Below are 18,413 nucleotides of genomic sequence, written 5' to 3'. Positions count from 1 at the left end.
GATACCGTTCGGTTCTCGTGGGTCGCGGCGGCAGTCCCGGCCCGGCAGATCACGGCTGCCGGTCATTCACCGCTGTCCAGCCGGTCCACGATGCGGTCGATCCAGCCGTCGAGCCACCCGGAGAGCTGCTGCCGGTCCACTCCTGTAACGGTCGAGCGGCCACTGTCCGAGCGGATCAGGTACCGGCCGTCACCCGGAAGGTCACGCCATACCGCCCAGGTCTGGAGAATGCCGGGCACCTGGAAGGACAATCGGCTCTGCAATATCCGCAGATAGCCGGTTCCGGTCGCGGTGGTATCGAAGAAACCCGCGGCAGGCGGCGCCCCGGTACGGGAATCCACGGCGAATTGCGGCCGGGCCCCGGCGCCCATCGCGGGCAAACACCCCACAACGATCTCCGGCAGCTGCGGGGCAGAGTATTCGGCGACGTCGAAACCGACACTGTGATCGGTTGTTTCGCCCATCTGCTGCCGGACCACGAAACATCGCGAATCCCGCCGCACCGCGTGCACGTAGGTACACGATTGCGCATCCTGCGGATCACGCTCGTCCCAGCCCCGCGCCACCACGATCACGTCCGGCCGCGACAACGCCCCGGCCATCGCCGCGAAGGCCGCGTCCGCGGAACCCAGCAGCGACCGGCGCACCCGCTCGAACTCGGCGCAATACTCGGCCGCCGAACGGATCCGGCTGGTGAAGGTGAACGGTTTGGGCAGGCGGCCGCGACGGTACTCATCGCACAGTACCTTGAATTCCAGGTCGGTGAACTCCCATCGGTGCCGCACCGGGACAGCGCTTCCGGGCACCGGGTGAAGCGGCCCGGCCGTCACTCGTTCTCCTGGTTCCATTCCAGCCGAGACATCACCAGTGAAACCTGTTCGTCGATCCACGCGGTCAGTTCCTCGGTGCCCATACCGGTCGCTGTCGGCGCCGGGTGGTTCATCGGGATCACATAGCGGCCGTCGCCGGGGAGGTCGCGCCAGAACATCCCCATATCGACCCGGCCCCGCGGACCGAATTTCGAACGCCCCTGATGCACGCGCACATACCCGCTGCGGGCCGCCGCGGTACCGAAGAATGCCGCGGCACGGTACGAGTCGCCGTCCTCGGGCTCATCGTTATCGGACACGAGGGAACCGCCGGGTACATACTCGCGCTTCGCGGCAGGGGCTCCGAGCGGTACCGGAATATCCTGCTGCCGCCCGGATTCCGCCCAGGGCATCCGGATGAGTGCCGCTTCTCCCAAACCGCCGGGGTAGCAGTTCCCGACCTCGAAACCGGCACTGTGTTCCCTGGTCTCCCCCGGTTGCTGGTAGACCATGTAGCCGCGCGTTCCGCGGCGCAACACCAGCACCTTGGTTCGATCGGCGGGGTTGTCGAAATCGCTGTCGGTCCACGATTGCGCGACGACATAGACGTCCGGCCTGTTGAGCGTCCGTCCGAATTCGTCGATATCGGCATCGAATTCGTGTGCCAGCCGACCTCGGGATACGGCCTTCGCCATCAGGTAATCGTTCTCCAGCCGGATTCGGCTGGTGTAGTCGAACGGATGTGGAACCGTGGGCAGACCGTGATCCTCGCACAGCACCTTGAATTCCAGATCAGTGAATATCCAGGTCACGGCTCGATCACCGGCTTCACCCGATCGGGGACATCGAAGACATCATCCAGGTTCTCCCGGCCCTGCAGAAACTTCGCCGGCTTGTGCTCGTTGCCCTGCCCGCCGTTTCCGGCACCCGCGCCGGGGGCACCCCCCATGGGCGCACCACCCATCGGCGCGCCCGGCTGATGCGGTGAGCCACCCGGACCATATCCGTACCCGGCGACCTGCTCCCCGGCCGGCGCCAAGGCCGCACGGGGGAACGACGCCGAACTCTGGTGCGGGTAGGGGGCGGTGGGCTCGTCCGGAATACCGGCACCACCCGCGCCGGCGCCACCGAGTGCGTTCGCCAGCTCACCGAGCTTCTCCTGTGCCGGATTCAACATGTCCTGCACATGCTGCTGCAGTTGGCTGGGATCGAGCATCCGCGCGAGCTCGTCCATTCCGGGCAGTCCGCTGCCGAGCTGAGTGAACGTTTGGATGCCCTGGGTGAGCAGATTGGCCAGAATCCCCAGCGGGTCCTGGCTACTGCCCCCGGCCCCGCTGCTCCTGGAACTGGTTCCGGCCCCGGCACCGTCGCCGGAACCACGATCACCGACTCGCTCGCCGTCCTCGTTCTCACCGAACAGGGTGTCGGCGGAGCCGAAGGGCGAATTCTCGTCGTACAGCGACGAGAGCGGGATGTCCTTCAGTTCCTCCGGTATCGCGTCCAGCGGGATACCGGTGATCTCCGACAGCGCATCCGCGAGGCTGGGTTTCCCGGAGCCGTCCGAGGCTGTGATCTTCCGGTCCTTCAGCGCGTCCGGCAGCTGATCGGCCGGGATACCCGTGAGCTTGCTCAGGACATCGGCCGCGGTGGGAGACTTCGGCATCTTGGGGCTGCCGTTGCCGCCGCCGTAGCCCGAACCCGGCCCCGAACCGTAACTGCTCTCCCCCGGCTGCAGATCTGGGATGTTCTTGTTGCCGAACTCCGACGATCCCTCATTGCCCAGGAAATCCTCCACCGACGGAATCTCCGGGATCTCCGGCATCTGCTGCCCGGAGCCACCACCGGAACCGCCGCCCTGCTGCGAGGGTTTCGACGAACCGCCGCCGCCGGGGACAGAACTCTTGCTCGGACTGCCACCGCCGCCACCAGTGCCGTCGGTGAGTGGCGGTACCGGAATAGGGCTGGGGCCGCCCCCCGAACCCTGACCGGATCCACCGCTCCCCTTCTGCGAACCGCCACCGCCACTCCGCGAACCGCCGCTGCCACTCCGCGAACCGCCGCTGCCCTGCCCGGAGCCGGTGGGACCGCCACCGCCCGCGGTGCCACCGAACGAACCACCGCCGTATCCGCCGCCCGAACCCGAACCCGAACCCGCCCCGCCGCCGTTGCCCGAATCCTCCAGTTGCTCCTTGGCGTCGGCTACACCGTCGTCGTACCCGTCCTCGTAGCCCTGGTCGTAGGTGCTGCCGGAGTCACTACCATCTCCACTACCACCACCGCTGCCATCTCCACTACCACCACCGCTGCCTTCACCGCCGCCCTTGCCGTGGCCCTCGTCCTTGGTGAGCGGACCGTCCAGCAGCGGCATGTTCTCCGCGGTGGCCTTCATTCCCGTGATGTAAGTCTTTTCGAACGCGTCGCGGTAGTCGTCGAGCCGATCGTTGCAACCGACATGGCGATCGGTATTCGGCGGCATCCACTTCTTCGTATGGTTCAGCCATTCCGCCGTGAACTCCAGCAGCTTGCTGATCTGGCTGATCGTGGTGAACAGCGGGTCCATATTGTCCTGGTAGGCGGTGATCGCATCGGCCGCCTTCTGGGCGGCCGGGCCGACCCAGGACCGGTTCAGGACCACGATCTGGTCGACGAACGTCGACAGAGTCGTATCGAGATCCTTGCCGAAGTGGTACCACGTGGTCGCCGAGTCCATCACCGGCTGGGGTTCGATGGCCTGCCCGAGATCATAGAGTTCCTGGAAGGTCACCGAATCCTTGTTCTCGACCGTCACGACCGATCCATCGTCGATGTTCTGGTAGTCGTTGATAAACGACGGAACGTCGTGCTTGTCCGGATCCTTACTGTTGTGACCCGCATGAACCCAATGGTCCATCGGTTCGTTCACATCGATCTTGTCCCCGTCCGCGGAGGGAGAGTACTTTCCCGGGTTCTCTTTGAACTCGAAGTTGTTGAGACCCTTGAACGATTCCGACGATTCGTCCTCCGCGTCATCGAAAGCTTTGCCGGCGGCCACGAAGAGATCACTCAGCTGACGGGCGAGCTTCGCGTGTTCGTTGATCGCCATCTGCAACCGGTTGGCCTTGTCGTTGAAGACCTCGGCCAGCTCCCGACCGGAATTGAGCGTACCGAACGCGGACAGATCGTTCAGGCCCGCCGTCACCACGGCGTCCGCCTTGCCGATCAGGTCGTTGTACAGGTCGCGCGCGGCGTTGGCGGATTTCAAGGCATCGGCCGGATCGAACTCCAGCCGGCCGTCGCTCACCGCACCCGTCAGGTCGGTGATGGTTCCTGGCTCGAGAGGCATCTGCGTTCACCTTCGTCTATCGCGCACGGCAGCGGGATGGCGGCCTGACCTTCGGTGGCCCGAAACCCGCTGCGGCGCCGCAGTCGTCAGTCGTGGTCCGCTACCAGCGACCGCGGAGGCTCGTCATCGGGATCGCCGGGTTTGTTACCCGGCCAATCGGGGGAATCCGGCGACATGGTCGGCGTCACCGGTGGCCGCGGAATCACATCGCCCATATCGGGTGCCCCGTCGATCATCTCGGAGAGCTTGGGCAGCGACTCCCGGTGCTCGAGCAGCGGATCCATCAATACGCGAGCCTTCTTCTGCACCTCGGCCGCCGCATCCTGGACAGCCCTGGTGAGTGCCGCCGCGATCTCGTCCATGGTCAGGTCGAGAATGTCGCCGGCGAACTTGGTATCGATGAGCAGGCCGTCGGCATTCACCGTCACCTCGATCCGCTTCTCCTCGGCGAGGACCGTGGCAGTGAGAAGGGAACGCTTCTTCTGCACTTCGGCGATACTGCGCATCTGATGGCTCAAGCCGGACAGCATGGTCGCCATATCTTCCTGCAGGCGTTCGTTCACCACGGTGCTACCTCAGTCCTTCCGGTCCGGGAGTGGGCTCCACGAAGACCACACCCGGGGTATTACAGCGCAAGATGTTGAATACCCGATGGCGCGCATGCAAATTCGGTGCACGGCCCGCCACCGGGGCCCAGGCTCAGAACTGGTCGTCCATCGTGCGCAACTGATCGGCCGCGTCGCGCTGTCCCACCGCGAACGACGTGAAAGTGCCACCGATCGCGTCCACCCCATCCAACAGGTTCGGCTTCGAACTGCCGTAGCCGTTGTCGTTGTCACCGTTGATGAACTTCGAACCCATCGAATCGTCACCCCACGGCTGAGCCGTCGATTCGTCCTCCAGCCCGGCCAGGTCGTTGCGGAGCCGTTCGCCGATGCTCAGGATGCTCTCACCCAGAGCCTCGGTCGAATCCGCGGCGATATCCAGCTTGTCCGGGTCCACTTCGATACGGTCGGCCATGATCATCTCCTCACTCCCGGACACCGCCGGGTCATGTCAATGTGAACGGTTTGTCGACATCGGGGCCGCCCGGCCCGTCTGCCGTATTTGCGAATATCTCCCCGGGCCCCACGACCGCACCATCCGGCACCACCGCCCCCGGCTCGATGATCGCGCCATCGTTGATGACGGCCCCCTTTCCCACCACAGCACCCTCGCCGATCTTGGCGCCGGCGTGGATCTCGGCCCCGTCGCCGATCACCGCACCGTCCTCGATCACCACACCGACACCCACGGTGACCGCCCTACCTACCGTGGCACCGTCGCCCACCTTCGTACGATCGCCCACGACGGCACCGGCATCGACCGACGAACCCGAACCGATCTCGGCATCGGGGTCGACGATGGCGTCCGGGTGGATAGTCGGCGGTGTGCCGGGCGGAGCCTCGGGTGGCCGGTCGTCCGGCGAGTCCTCGGGAGGCACTGCGCCGTCGGGTAGCCAATCACCTTGAATATCCGGGGCCTGGAACTTGTCGATCGGGTACGGCACCTTCATCGGCCAGCGTTGCGGCCGCGGCTTACCGCGCAGATCCTTCCCTTCGCCGATGAAATGCGGATCGCGGTTCTCGGCGAACCAGGCGCGGGCCGCCTGATAATGCGCCACCGAGTTCTGTTCCAGCCCCAGCACCTGCCACATCTGCGGCGGCTGAGACCGGTCCTCCAGCACCCGCAGGGGCGGTGGCACCCTGTCCCACTGCTCCTGGAGCGAGCGGTCCAGCCGGTCACGCAGATCGGCGCCGGCCGCCTGGCGTTGTTCCCGGTCCAACTGCATCTGCTGCTCGAACTGCCGGTGCTCGGGCGGCATCCGGTCGAGCTGGTCCTGCCGGATGTTGTCCTGCTCGCGCTGTAGCCTGCCGGCCTCGATCCGCATCTCGTGATGGTTCTGAGCGGGCGTATGGTCGAAATCGCGCAACAGCGCGAGCTGAGATTCCAGCCATTGCTCCCGAGCGATCTGCCGCCGCAGCCGATCCATATCCTCTTGCCGCTGATTCTGCTCGGCCTGCAAGCGCTGCAAATCGGCGTTCTCCCGGTTCAGCTGTTCCCGCTGTTCGGCCAGCTGCTCCTGCACCCGGGGCCGTTCCCCCGCCGGAGTATGCCCACCATCCAGCGCCGCCAGCAGATCCACCTGCTGCTGCCGTTGCTGAATCTGCCGTTCCTGCTGCTGAATCTGTTCGCGAAGATTGTCCGCCTGCGTTTCCTGCCGCTGCAGTTCGCGCTGCCCCGGCGAGGATTCCTGACTGTCCAGCGCGCGCATCAGATCCAGCTGCGCCTGCCATTGCTGCTGCTGCTGGACTTCGTCCCGATGCTGCCGCAACTGTTGCATCTGCTCGTCCAGCCACCGCTGGTGCGCGATCTGCTGGTCCCGATCCCGCCGCAACAGCCTGCGCGGCGGTGCCGCGGCCGGATCCCGGCCGGTCGACGAACGGCCGTCACTGTCCCGGCCCGATGAAGCCGAATCCGCACCATCCGGGCTGGCCGGCCGCGAGGGCGGCAAGGCCACATCCTCCGGACGGGGCAACGGCGTCCGCACACCCCCCTCCGTCGACACCGGCGACACCGAACGCGGAGTAAACGGCGCACCGGGATCGGACAGCGGAGACACCGAAGGTGCCGGCGGCGACACCGGCCGCGGGGTAACCGGCGCACCGGGATCCGACAACGGAGACACCGAAGGCGCCGGCGGCGACACCGAACGCACCAGCCCCGCAGAGCTCCCCGTAGCGGACGGCAACGGCGGCAACCCACCAGGCTCCACACCACCCGGCGACGGCGAACCACGCTCCGCCGACGACGCCGATACCGTACTCGGCGGCGGTGCAGCCATGGGACCACCCCCGAAACCGGCCGCCCCCTCGCTCGCTGTGAACCACCGAGCCTGCGGCATCCGCTCCCAGGGCCGCACCGGCCGCGGACTCACGATGTCGGGAGCACCGCCCGAGGTATCGGCACGGCCCGCATTGGTTCCGGTTCCACCGCCGGCCCCCTGTGCGCCGGCACCGGCAGCACTGCTACCGCCGACAGCACCACCGCCCGGGACACCGCTCTGCGGCGACCCCACAGACGCCGTCGGCGGAGTGCCTACCGGCGTACCTGGCGGCGAAGTCCCCGCCACCGAACCCCCGAAGCCACCACTACCGGCACCGCCCGCAGCATTCCCACCAACAGCGCCACCCGTCGATGTCGCCGCGGGCGCGCCCGGTGCAACCGGCGTCCCCGGCGGCGCAACCGCACCCGGCGGCACAGGCGAACCCGGCGGCGTCCCCACCGGCGTACCAGGCGGCCCACCCACCGACGGACCCGGTGTACCCGGCGGCCCACCCACCGACGGACCCGGTGTACCCGGCGGCGTCCCGACCGGCGAGCCCGGCGGTGTACCGGGCGGCGACCCCACCGGACCACCCACCGACGGACCCGGCGAACCCGGCGGCGTACCCCCGAAAACACCACCGGCAGCGCTCCCACCGTCGGCAGCGCCACCTCCGGCACTCCCACCAACAGAGCCACCCATCGATGTCGCCGCGGGCGCGCCCGGTGCAACCGGCGTCCCCGGCGGCGTGACCCCACCCGGCGGAACAGGCAAACCAGGCGGTCCACCCACCGACGGAGCCGGTGTACCCGGCGGCGTACCCCCGGGACCGCCGCGCCGCTCCTCGCCCGGTCCGCCCGCAGCGGCACCGCCACTACCGCCGGGCTGGTCCCGGACAGCGAACGCACCCGGCCCTTCGTACTTGGAGAAGAACCAGGTGTTGCCGTGGATCCACGAGTTTTTCTGGAAGGCCGACATATTCGTGAATCCATCGGTGGTCTTCGGCACATAGCTGTTGTATGCCGAGGCACCGCGGACGCCACCCACGAGTCCGCCCTGGGCGGCGTTTCCGACCCAGCCCGCGGCGTTGGTGAACATGGAGAAGTCGCCGCCCGAGGCGATTGCGCTCGCCAGGTTTCCGAACACCGCACCGAACATATCGGCGGTCGCGCCGATGAACATTCCGTTCGCTGTACGCCCGAGGGCGTTGTTCAAATACTTTCCGCCGATGTGTTCGATACCTTCGCCCAAGTAACGGCCGAATTCGCGCGCGGGAATCGCACCGGCGGCACCACCCAGACCCGATAGCAGGTGCTGTTGGACGTTGAACTCGTGCCGGTGGCCTTGCCCGATCTGCGCGACCTGCACGGTTCCGTCGATCGCCATCGGAACTATGGCCCCCTCCAAAGCCCGGGCACCGTACACGCCCCATCCTTTCGCAGTGGGAGCGACCAGATTTCCTTTGGCGAGTTCCTTCCAGAAATTCCGCTTCGCCACCGGGGCGCCCATCCGCGCAGCGATATTCGCGATGGTCTTCTGTACCCAGTCCTGGATGACCTTGAGAATGGACCGGGTCGAGGCGATCGCGGCGGCTTCGACGGCGGGCGCGGTGGGCGGAAACAGCCAGGCCCAGGCGATTTCTACCGCCAGCCAACACAGGGTGATGATGATGGTGAGTTTGGTGGCCTCGAGCTCGGTGCCCATATCGAAGGTGGAGTCCTGCTGTGTCTGCATCAGCTTCACGAGGTATTCCACCGACATTTCGCCGCGGCGCAGCTGCTCGTACCGGTCGCCCATCGCGTCGCGGACTTCACCCTCCGGATAGGCCGCCATAGCGTCTTCTTCGGCCCGGTCGATCTCGTCGAGCAGCTGATTCAGGGCGTCCTTCGCCACTCCCCACGCATCGGAAACCGCCCAGGCCTTGTCCTCGTCACCGTCGGGCCACTGTGCCCCCGCGATCCAGCCGAGCCAGCGCAGCTCCTCCGGCAGGTAGAGGCTCATCGCACCTCCGCGGTGGCAACCCCTGCGCTGATCACCACGACCTCCTCACCGAACTGCGACGCAACCGTACAACAGAGACAGTTAACATCCGGTGTCTCACAAGGTAATTCGAACTATCCATTCCACGGCCTCACCCCCGGAACGCAGCGCACCCGGCCGGCCCGGCAGTTACCTCGGCGTTTCTGTTCGTCCGTCTCCCCGTGCACAATTCGTCGCGGACAAACGGGTCGCCGGCCGCACAGCAAGTCGTGCGTGAACCCGGCACCACCGGAGGACGAATACTGCATGTCCGCCGCCGAACATCACTGCGTTCCAGCACGACCGGCCTCCGATCAGGTCTCCGTCCGCACGCTCGGCGGACCGCGCGGCGGTACGGTTGGACTCGATCACGGTGTTGCTGGAAGGCGGAAACTCGGAAATGGATCCCTCACGCTGCATTGTCCTGGTACCCGTCGGTCACCATATCGAACCCGCTTGCGACGAAGCGCTGAAGCAATTGGAACGGCGCGGCTACCAGGTGCGCCGCCGATACGGCTCCGCCGCGATCGACCAGGCCCGTAGCCGGCTGGCCACCGATGCGCTGGCCGAGGGGTTCGACGAATTGATGTGGATCGATTCGGATACCGGATTCGATCCGGACGCGGTGGAACAGTTGCGCGCCCACGAGCTTCCGCTGGTGGGTGGGGTATGCGTCAAGAAGGGCGCGCGGGCACTGGCGTGTCATATATTGCCCGGCACCGAAAGGTTCGTCCTCGGCGAGGGTGGCGGGCTCACCGAAGTCCGTTATGTCGGTACAGGTTTCCTGCACACCAGGCGGGAAGTGTACGAGAAGATCGCCGAACACGAGAAGCTGCCCGTGTGCAACCAGAAGTTCGGCACGCCGACCGTCCCGTACTTCCTGCCCATGCTGCTACCGGAAGACGACGGCAACCACTGGTACCTCGGTGAGGACTTCGCCTTCACCGAACGCGCGCGGCGCTGCGGATTCGACGTGTACGTCGATACCAGCTTCCGCCTGGAACATATCGGCACCTACGGCTATACCTGGGAAGATGCCGGTACCGACAAGCCCCGCTACGGGAGTTACAACTACTACTTCAAGTAACGGACGCCGACACGGTCACCGGCGGCCGGGCTCGGAACCCATGGTGCGCTGTGGCGGCCACTGCCCGAAGCACGATGCGGTCGCGACGGCCGATGCATTCCCCCGGTCGAACGCGCACCGCGACATCCGGCGCACCGCGACATCCGGCGCACCGCGACATCCGGCGCACCGCGACATCCGGCGCACCGCGACATCCGGCGCACCGCGACATCCGGCGCACCGCGACATCCGGCGCACCGCGACATCCGGCGCACCGCGACATCCGGCGCACCGCGACATCCGGCGCACCGCGACATCCGGCGCACCGCGACATCCGGCGCACCGCGACATCCGGCGCACCGCGACATCCGGCGCACCGCGACATCCGGCGCACCGCGACATCCGGCGCACCGCGACATCCGGCGCACCGGCGAACGCGCAGTCCGCGCGATCCGCCGGTGTCCGAACACCCGATGTCCGTAGCTACTGCGCCGCTCCGCTCCGATCGCGGATCTCGGTGATGATCGCCGAGAAATCACGGCCGGCGGAGGTCTCGTTGAACTCCCGGTAGATCTCCGCGGCCAGCTCACCGATCCGCCCCTGCACTCCGTTGGCGCGTAATGCCTCCACCGCCAGGCCGAGATCCTTGTTCATGAGCGCGGTCGCGAAACCCGGCTGATAGTCGTTGTTCGCCGGACTGGCCGGCACCGGGCCCGGCACCGGGCAGTAGCTGGTGAGCGCCCAGCTCTGCCCCGATGCCGTCGACACCACATCGAAGAACGACTGGTGGCTCAGCCCCAGCTTCTCCCCCAGCACCAGCGCCTCGGACAGCCCGATCATGGAGATACCGAGCAGCATGTTGTTGCAGATCTTGGCCGCCTGCCCGACCCCGGCGCCGCCGCAGTGCACGACCTTGGCGCCCATCACCTCGAGCACCGGCAGCGCTTCGGCGAAATCGGCTTCCGCCCCGCCGACCATGAAGGTGAGCGTTCCGGCGGCCGCACCCGAAACACCGCCCGAAACCGGCGCGTCCAGCGCCCGGTGCCCGGCCGCGGTCGCCGCCTCCGCGGCCGCTTTGGCGTCGCCGACATCGATGGTCGAGCAGTCGACGAACAGGGTGTTCGGCTGCGCCACCGGCAGCAGTTCGGCATACACGTCACGCACCAGCTTGCCGTTGGTGAGCATCGTGATGACGATATCGCGACCGGTGGCGGCGGCGATCCCGGTATCCACGAGCGCCACACCGTCTTTGCGGGCCTGTTCCTGCGCCGCGGCCGACGGGTCGTACGCGTGTACCTCGTATCCGGCCTTCACCAGGTTCGCCGCCATGGGCCCGCCCATATGGCCGAGGCCGAGGAAGCCGATCGTCTTGCTCATTACTTTTCCTCCGGAATCGTCAAACCCAGTTCCCGTTCGCCCAGTTCGGCGAAATACGCCTCGACCTCGGCGGTGGTGACATCGGTCAGCGCTGCGGGCGACCATTGCGGGTTACGGTCCTTGTCGACCACCTGCGCGCGGATCCCCTCGACCAGATCGTGCGAGGCCAGCGAGGCGATCGACACGCGATATTCCTCGTTCAACACCGCCTCCAGGCTCGTGGCCGTGCCGGCCGACCGCAGCGACCGCAGGGTGACCTGCAATGCGACCGGCGATTTGCCGAGTATCGCGGTGGCGGCCGCGTTCGCCTCGGTATCGGCGTGCTCCTGCAGATGGGCGACGATTTCGGCGACCGTCTCCGCGCCGTAGCAGGCGTCGATCCAATCCCGCTGTCCCAGCAGCGCCGATTCCGGCGTCTCGGCCGCGTATTTGGCGATCGCGATATCGGCGGATTCGGTCTGCAGAGTGGTGAGCAGAGCCGGAATCTGTTCGGCGGGAACGTAGTAGTCCGCGAAACCGGTAGCGATCGCATCACCGGCCTTCATCCGCGCCGTGGTGAGCGCGATATGGGTGCCCAGTTCGCCCGGCGCCCGCGCCAGCAGATAGGTACCACCGACATCGGGGATGAACCCGATCCCGACCTCGGGCATCCCGATGGTCGACTTCTCGGTGACGATCCGGTGGCTGCCGTGTGCGGACAGCCCGACCCCACCGCCCATCACGATCCCGTCCATCACCGCGACATACGGTTTCGGGTAGCGGCCGATGAGCGCGTTGAGAATGTACTCGTCGCGCCAGAACTTCCCGGTCGCCGAATCCGCCGCCGCCCCGACGTGCCCGGCCGCCTGCTGCTCCTTGGCGTCGTGATGGATGGCGACGATATCGCCACCCGCGCACAGTCCCCGTTCACCGGCGCCGGTGAGGGCGACGGTGCGCACCGAATCGTCGGTGGCCCAGGCCCGCAACTGCTCGGTGATGGTGAGCGTCATGGCGTGGTTCAGCGCGTTGATGGCCTTGGGCCGGTTCAGGGTGATGAGTCCCAGGCCGTCACGCTGTTCGACCAGGACTTCGGGTTCGTCGCTCATATGGTTCCTTCCGCGCACGCCGTCCCGCTTCGGCCGATCACGACGCGGACGCCGTCATCGACCGGGCCACGACCAGGCGCATGATCTCGTTGGTGCCCTCCAGGATCTGATGCACCCGCAGGTCCCGGACGATCTTCTCCAGACCGTATTCGGCCAGGTAACCGTAACCGCCGTGCAGTTGCAGGGCGGCGTTGGCGACCTCGAAGCCGGAGTCGGTGGCGAATCGCTTGGCCATGGCGCACAGTTCGACCTTGTCCGGCGCGTCCGCGTCCAGGGCCGCCGCGGCCCGCCACAGCAGGGTCCGGGCGGCTTCGAGTTTGGTCCGCATATCGGCCAGTTCGAACTGCAAGGCCTGGTTGTTCAGCAGCGGTGCGCCGAACGCGCTGCGCTGGGCCAGGTAGGGCACGGTTTTGTCGAGCGCGATCTGCGCCCCGCCCATCGAGCATGCCGCGATATTCAGGCGGCCGCCGTTGAGCCCGTTCATGGCGATCCGGAAACCGTCGCCCTCGTCGCCGAGCCGGTTGGCCACCGGGACGCGGGCGTCGGTGAGGATCACCTGCCGGGTGGGCTGGGCGTTCCAGCCCATCTTCTTCTCGTTCGGGCCCACCTCCAGGCCGGGGGTGTCGGCCGGGATCACCAGGGTCGAGATACCGCGTGCGCCGGTGTCCTGGGTGCGGACCATCATCACGTACACATCGTTGCTGCCCGCACCCGAGATGAACTGTTTGGCGCCGTTGACGATGTAGTCGTCACCGTCGCGCACCGCCCGGGTGGTGATGGCCGCGGCATCCGACCCCACCCCCGGTTCGGTGAGCGCATAGCTGGCCAGCAGGTCCATCGCGGTGAGCCCGGGTAGCCAGCGGCGGCGCTGCTCGTCGTCGCCGTAGGCGTCGATCATCCAGGCGGCCATGTTGTGGATGGAGATATAGGCGGCCACGGCCGGGCAGCCGGTGGCGAGTTCTTCGAAGATCCGCACCGCGTCCAGCCGGCGCAGCCCGGACCCACCGAATTCCTCGCTCACATAGATACCGCCCAGCCCGACCGCACCCGATTTCCGCAGGACGTCCACCGGGAAATGTTTTTCCTGGTCCCATTCCACGGCGTGCGGGGCGAGGTATTCGTCGGCGAACTCCCGGGCGGTATCGCGGATTGCCCGCTCGTCGTCGTCGAGAGTGAACATGGTCATTCCATCGTGGGGATGACGAAGCTGTTGCTCTCCTTGAGCCCGGCGGGCCAGCGCTGCGTCACCGTCTTGGTCTTGGTGTAGAAGCGGATCGAATCGGGGCCGTGCTGGTTCAGATCGCCGAACCCGGAACGCTTCCAGCCGCCGAAGGTGTAGTACGCGATCGGCACGGGGATCGGGACGTTGATACCGACCATGCCCACCTGGACCCGGGCCGCGAAGTTACGTGCGGCGTCACCGTCGCGGGTGAAAATCGCTACGCCGTTACCGTATTCGTGGTCGTTGGCCAGCGCGAGAGCTTCCTCGTAGTCTTCCGCGCGCACCACGCTCAGCACGGGGCCGAAGATTTCGTCGGTGTAGATGGACATATTCTTGGTGACCCGGTCGAACAGGGTCGCGCCGACGAAATAGCCGTTTTCCGCGCCCTCCACGGTGAGCCCGCGCCCGTCCACGACCAGTTCGGCGCCCTCATCGATGCCCTGCTGGACGTACTTCTTCACCCGGTCCACACCGTCGAGACCCACCAGCGGCCCGTAGTCCGCGCCCGGATCATCGGATTTCCCGACATTGAGCTTGTGCACCCGGTCGGTGAGCTTCTCGACCAGCCGGTTCGCGGTGTCCTCGCCCACCGGTACGGCCACCGAGATCGCCATGCAGCGCTCACCGGCCGAACCGTAACCGGCACCGATCAACTGGTCGGCGACATCGTCGAGGTCGGCGTCCGGCATGACGATGGCATGGTTCTTGGCGCCGCCGAAGCACTGGGCGCGTTTACCGTTGGCGGTGGCGGTTTCGTAGATGTACTGCGCGATCGGGGTGGAGCCGACGAAACCTACGGCCTTGATCCGCGGGTCGTGCAGGATGGTGTCGACGGCTTCCTTGTCGCCGTTGACCACATTGAACACGCCCTCGGGCAGACCGGCCTCGAGGAACAGTTCGGCGAGCCGCAGCGGGACCGAGGGGTCGCGTTCGGAGGGTTTCAGCACGAAGGCGTTACCGCAGGCCAGGGCCGGGCCTGCCTTCCACAGCGGAATCATTGCGGGGAAGTTGAACGGGGTGATCCCGGCGACCACACCCAGCGGCTGGCGCATCGAGTACACATCGATACCGGTGCCGGCGCTCTCGGTGTATTCGCCCTTGAGCAGATGCGGGATACCGACCGCGAATTCGATGACCTCGAGCCCGCGCTGGATATCGCCCTTGGCGTCGGGGATGGTCTTACCGTGCTCACTGGACAGCAACGCGGCGAGGGAATCCATCTCGTCGTTGACCAGGGTCAGGAACTTCATCAGTATCCGGGCCCGGCGCTGCGGGTTCATCGCGGCCCACGCAGGCTGCGCGGCTTCGGCATTCGCGATGACCTGCTCGACCTCGGATGTGCTCGCCAGCGGCACCCGGGCCTGTACCTGGCCGAGGTTGGGGTCGTAGACGTCGCCGAACCGGCCGGACGTGCCGGGGACCTGCTGCCCGCCGATGAAATGTGTGAGTTCTCGAACCATGCGATTCCTGCCTCGTGTCGGGGGTGGCGGGCGCGGCGCTGCGGCCGTCCGTCACACGAAGATCATTCTTGCGGTCGTCCAATAGTTGGACGTCCAATCAAAACGATACACCCGGCCCCGCCGGCAAACCAGACTTCCCCGCAAGATATCCACCAACTGCGCAAACACCCCCCTCCGCCCTCCGATCGGTGTGGTTGCACAAAGCCTATCCGCGGCCCGCACCCGGCGGAACTATCTCTGAACGGACTTCCTCGCCGACCTGGTCAGCAGATAACTACCGATCCCCAGCACCACCGCACCGACCACCAGAATCGCCCCGGACGCCCCCGCCGACTCCCCCGTCCAGTCCACGACGGCCTCCACCGCGGCCACTGTCAGCGCGGCCGCACCGCCGAGACTCAGCACCCACGAACGATCCGTGGCGTAGAGCCCGAAACACACCACCGCGACCACCGCCGTCAGCGCATACGCCGGCCACATCCGATCGGACATATCGACGGTCTGGACACCGGCAACCGCCAGCGCCACACCGGCCACATAGCCGGCCCAGCGCTCGAGAACGGCACCGAACCGAGTCACGCCGAGCCAGCCGAAACCGAGAACGAGCAATCCCGGACCGGTCAGATCGCCGACCCCGAGTACTTCGTCCAGCAGCCCCGACACCGCAGCCGCGCTGAACCCCACGCACAGCAGCAAACCGAGCAAAGAGGGCAGCGCAGCGTACCCCGCGACCGCGGCCACCAGCCCCGCCACGGCGGCATACACCCAGGTGAGATCGGTGGTGTCGTTCCCGTCGTCCAGGATCGACCCGGCCGCGGCCGCGATACTCACCACCGCCAGCGCGAAGAACACCGCCGCCAGTCGCGTACGAGCGGTATGACCGGTGGCGGCAGGGCGGCGCCACGCGGCCCGGAACAGAGCCCGCCACCCGCCCGCCGTCGCCACACCGGCCACCGTCACACCCACCGCGACCAAGACGAACAGAACGAACCGGCCGAGTTTCGCCATATCGTCCCAGGACTCGGCCAGGACCAGCACCACCCCACTCAGCAACAACCCGGCACCCGCATAGGCGGCGATTTCGGCGAGCAACCGCGCCGGCGTGGGCCGCGGCTCCGGCTCGGCCAGCGCCGTCACCACCGCCCCCAACTGGGTTTCGTCGAGAACACCCCGGCGCACCAGATCGGCCAGGGACTGCGGGACCTGCGCCGATACGGGCCCCGCAGACGCCGCACCGCCGGCATCTGCGGGCCGGTCATCGTTGCCGCTACCGCCGGGTGCCATATCGCTGTCCGTTCCAGATCGCCCACGACCGGAATCGGTGCCGCCACCGGTTACGGTCGGCGCATTCTTGCGCCGCACGCCGACCAGGCGCCGGAAGCCACCGAAACGTGAGGCAACCGTACCGGGCGGCTCGTTTCCGCCGCTGAGGGCGAGTTCACCTCCACCGGTCCCGGCGAGCGCCTTACCGCCGGCGGCCCCGGCCGGTGACTCACCGCCGCGAGTTTCGATCCGGCCCGATTCTCCGCGCGTTCCCGCCTCGGCGGCGGAGACAGCTGCTTGCTCGCCGGCGCCGGATCCCGGCCCGGCCCTGCCTGCGGCGGGTTCCGTGGCCGAAGTACTGTGATCGGCGCCGGGCGGCGATGTGCCGCCGTGGGCTCCGGTCCCGAATTCCGCATCCGAACGTTCCGTAGTGCGAGGCTCGCCGCTGCCACGGTTGCCGGGTGTATCCGCGATCGGAACCTCCGGGACAGCGGGGCGCGACTCGCCCCGGGAACGCTGCGGCGACGCTTCCGGCGCCGAATCCTGTTCGGCCACAGCACCCAGTATGCCGCTGCGGACCCCGACTTTCGCGCCCGCGAGAGCAAACCTGTCCACCGGCGCTGATCACGCGCTACGCTCGGCCCGCGAACCGACGACCGTCGCAGGAAGGCAGCGCTGTGGACATCGGCGAGATCCGGATCATCGACGCGCATATCCACCAGTGGGACCCGTTCGGTAATCCGCGCGAGTTCAGTCGTACGGCCAAACTGCTGCGCACCGTCCCGCTGCCCCTCGGGCTCGCCGTGCGACTGGCCCCGCGGCGGGACCGGGAGTTCATCGGGGAACCGTCGGCATATCTGGGGCCGTACCTGCCCGCCGACTACCGCACCGACGCCGGCGCGGTACCGGTCGAATCGGTGGTGCATATCGAAGTCGAGTGGGCCGGGCCGAAGGCGGAGGAAACCCGCTGGGTCACCGCCCTGCCGTTCGGTGTGGACACTCCCGCCCTGGCGGCTGTCAGCGGTGGCGGATCCCCGGCAGATCCGGGTTTCGCCGAGCTTCTCGAAGCGCACCTGTCGGCGTCGCCGCTGGTGCGCGGTATCCGCAGCCGGGTCGCGCACCACCCGGATACCGGGATCCGCAGTTTCGCCGACGGACCGAACATGCTGCGCAGCCGGGCCTTTCTCGACGGTTTCGCCGCTCTCGCCGAACGCGATCTGGCCTTCGAGGCCTGGGTGTATTCGCATCAGATTCCCGAGGTGACCGCCCTCGCCCAGCGCTATCCGGAAGCGACGATCATCCTGAACCACCTGGGCACGCCCGCCGGGCTCTTCGGCCCGATCGGTAAACACACCGGCCGCGATACCGCGGCGCGCGCCGGAATACTCGAACGCTGGCGTACCGATATCGCCGACCTGGCCGAATCCCCTAATGTGGTGGCGAAGGTCAGCGGCCTGATGATGCCGATCCTCGGGCATCCCGTCCGCCGCGCCGGTACCCCGACGCCGGTCCCCGAGCTCACCGACCGGATCGGTCCGCTGCTGCGGCACGCCGCCGACACCTTCGGCGCCGACCGCCTCCTCTGGGGATCCAACTTCCCCGTCGACCGGCCGATCACCTCGGTCACCAACAGCGCGGAAGCGGTCGCGACGGTCCTGGCCGAACACCTCGGGGATTCCGCACCGCTGGAGAAGGTCTTCCGCACGAACGCACAGCGGGTCTACCGGCTGGACTGAACCGCGGCACCGGCGGGCCGATTGCCCGGTGCCCGGTTCATCGCTTCGGCGCCGGCCGTGGCGGTCGACCACAAGCCGCGCATCCCGGCATCCCGGCCGCGAAGACACCGCAGGTCGCGAGCCGTCGCGCACGATACCGGTCCGGCCGGTACCGGCGCCTCAGGAGCGCACCGGGACCGGAGCACCCA

Annotated in this window: 13 protein-coding genes; 2 read left to right on the top strand and 11 right to left on the bottom strand. The window is 67.3% G+C overall.

What is annotated here, in order from left to right; genetic code table 11:
* Nucleotides 1–62: 62 nt before the first annotated feature.
* The 6 genes from NFL01S_RS20075 to NFL01S_RS20050 form a co-directional block, all read right to left on the bottom strand.
* The gene (locus NFL01S_RS20075; RefSeq protein ID WP_168433984.1) at nucleotides 63–830 is read right to left on the bottom strand and encodes an ESX secretion-associated protein EspG; all 768 of its coding nucleotides are present in this window, start codon (nucleotides 828–830) and stop codon (nucleotides 63–65) included.
* Nucleotides 827–1,621 (bottom strand): ESX secretion-associated protein EspG, encoded by a 795-nt coding sequence (locus NFL01S_RS20070; protein WP_062977463.1) that lies wholly within the window; start codon nucleotides 1,619–1,621, stop codon nucleotides 827–829. The genes NFL01S_RS20075 and NFL01S_RS20070 overlap by 4 nt, the downstream gene beginning before the upstream one ends.
* Complete coding sequence (locus tag NFL01S_RS35635; RefSeq protein ID WP_062977461.1) at nucleotides 1,618–4,131, bottom strand: hypothetical protein; 2,514 nt, start codon at nucleotides 4,129–4,131, stop codon at nucleotides 1,618–1,620. Before NFL01S_RS35635 ends, NFL01S_RS20070 begins: the two co-directional genes overlap by 4 nt.
* 86 nt (nucleotides 4,132–4,217) lie before the next feature.
* Nucleotides 4,218–4,697 (bottom strand): YbaB/EbfC family nucleoid-associated protein, encoded by a 480-nt coding sequence (locus NFL01S_RS20060; protein ID WP_157116729.1) that lies wholly within the window; start codon nucleotides 4,695–4,697, stop codon nucleotides 4,218–4,220.
* A 133-nt stretch (nucleotides 4,698–4,830) separates the two neighbouring features.
* Nucleotides 4,831–5,151: a hypothetical protein gene (locus tag NFL01S_RS20055; RefSeq protein WP_157116727.1), complete on the bottom strand. Its 321-nt coding sequence runs from the start codon at nucleotides 5,149–5,151 to the stop codon at nucleotides 4,831–4,833.
* A gap of 31 nt (nucleotides 5,152–5,182) precedes the next feature.
* Nucleotides 5,183–8,998 (bottom strand): WXG100-like domain-containing protein, encoded by a 3,816-nt coding sequence (locus tag NFL01S_RS20050; RefSeq protein WP_062977455.1) that lies wholly within the window; start codon nucleotides 8,996–8,998, stop codon nucleotides 5,183–5,185.
* Between the two features lie 418 nt (nucleotides 8,999–9,416).
* On the opposite strand from NFL01S_RS20050, the gene NFL01S_RS20045 reads away from it, so the two are divergent.
* Nucleotides 9,417–10,103 (top strand): hypothetical protein, encoded by a 687-nt coding sequence (locus NFL01S_RS20045; protein WP_062977600.1) that lies wholly within the window; start codon nucleotides 9,417–9,419, stop codon nucleotides 10,101–10,103.
* A gap of 462 nt (nucleotides 10,104–10,565) precedes the next feature.
* On the opposite strand, the gene mmsB is transcribed toward NFL01S_RS20045, so the two are convergent.
* The 5 genes from mmsB to NFL01S_RS20015 form a co-directional block, all read right to left on the bottom strand.
* A complete protein-coding gene (gene mmsB / locus NFL01S_RS20035; RefSeq protein ID WP_062977451.1) occupies nucleotides 10,566–11,459 on the bottom strand; it encodes a 3-hydroxyisobutyrate dehydrogenase in 894 nt (297 codons plus the stop codon).
* Complete coding sequence (locus NFL01S_RS20030; protein ID WP_062977449.1) at nucleotides 11,459–12,544, bottom strand: enoyl-CoA hydratase/isomerase family protein; 1,086 nt, start codon at nucleotides 12,542–12,544, stop codon at nucleotides 11,459–11,461. Before NFL01S_RS20030 ends, mmsB begins: the two co-directional genes overlap by 1 nt.
* A gap of 37 nt (nucleotides 12,545–12,581) precedes the next feature.
* The gene (locus tag NFL01S_RS20025) at nucleotides 12,582–13,724 is read right to left on the bottom strand and encodes an acyl-CoA dehydrogenase family protein (RefSeq protein ID WP_062977447.1); all 1,143 of its coding nucleotides are present in this window, start codon (nucleotides 13,722–13,724) and stop codon (nucleotides 12,582–12,584) included.
* Between the two features lie 2 nt (nucleotides 13,725–13,726).
* Nucleotides 13,727–15,226 carry a CoA-acylating methylmalonate-semialdehyde dehydrogenase gene (locus NFL01S_RS20020; protein WP_062977445.1) on the bottom strand — a complete coding sequence of 500 codons (1,500 nt, stop codon included), beginning with the start codon at nucleotides 15,224–15,226 and terminating at the stop codon, nucleotides 13,727–13,729.
* A 231-nt stretch (nucleotides 15,227–15,457) separates the two neighbouring features.
* Nucleotides 15,458–17,044, bottom strand: a complete 1,587-nt coding sequence (locus NFL01S_RS20015) for a DUF2157 domain-containing protein (protein ID WP_157116723.1) — start codon at nucleotides 17,042–17,044, stop codon at nucleotides 15,458–15,460.
* Nucleotides 17,045–17,166: 122 nt separating this feature from the next.
* Between NFL01S_RS20015 and NFL01S_RS20010 the strand changes: the two genes are divergently transcribed.
* On the top strand, nucleotides 17,167–18,225 hold the full coding sequence (locus tag NFL01S_RS20010) for an amidohydrolase family protein (protein ID WP_062977441.1): 1,059 nt from the start codon (nucleotides 17,167–17,169) through the stop codon (nucleotides 18,223–18,225).
* Nucleotides 18,226–18,413: the final 188 nt, after the last annotated feature.

It is taken from the genome of Nocardia flavorosea NBRC 108225 (genome assembly GCF_001613385.1).
GTDB classification, from domain to species: domain Bacteria; phylum Actinomycetota; class Actinomycetes; order Mycobacteriales; family Mycobacteriaceae; genus Nocardia; species Nocardia flavorosea.
The sequence above is the reverse complement of the archived record's forward strand: the minus strand, read 5'-3'. Positions and strand labels throughout refer to the sequence as shown.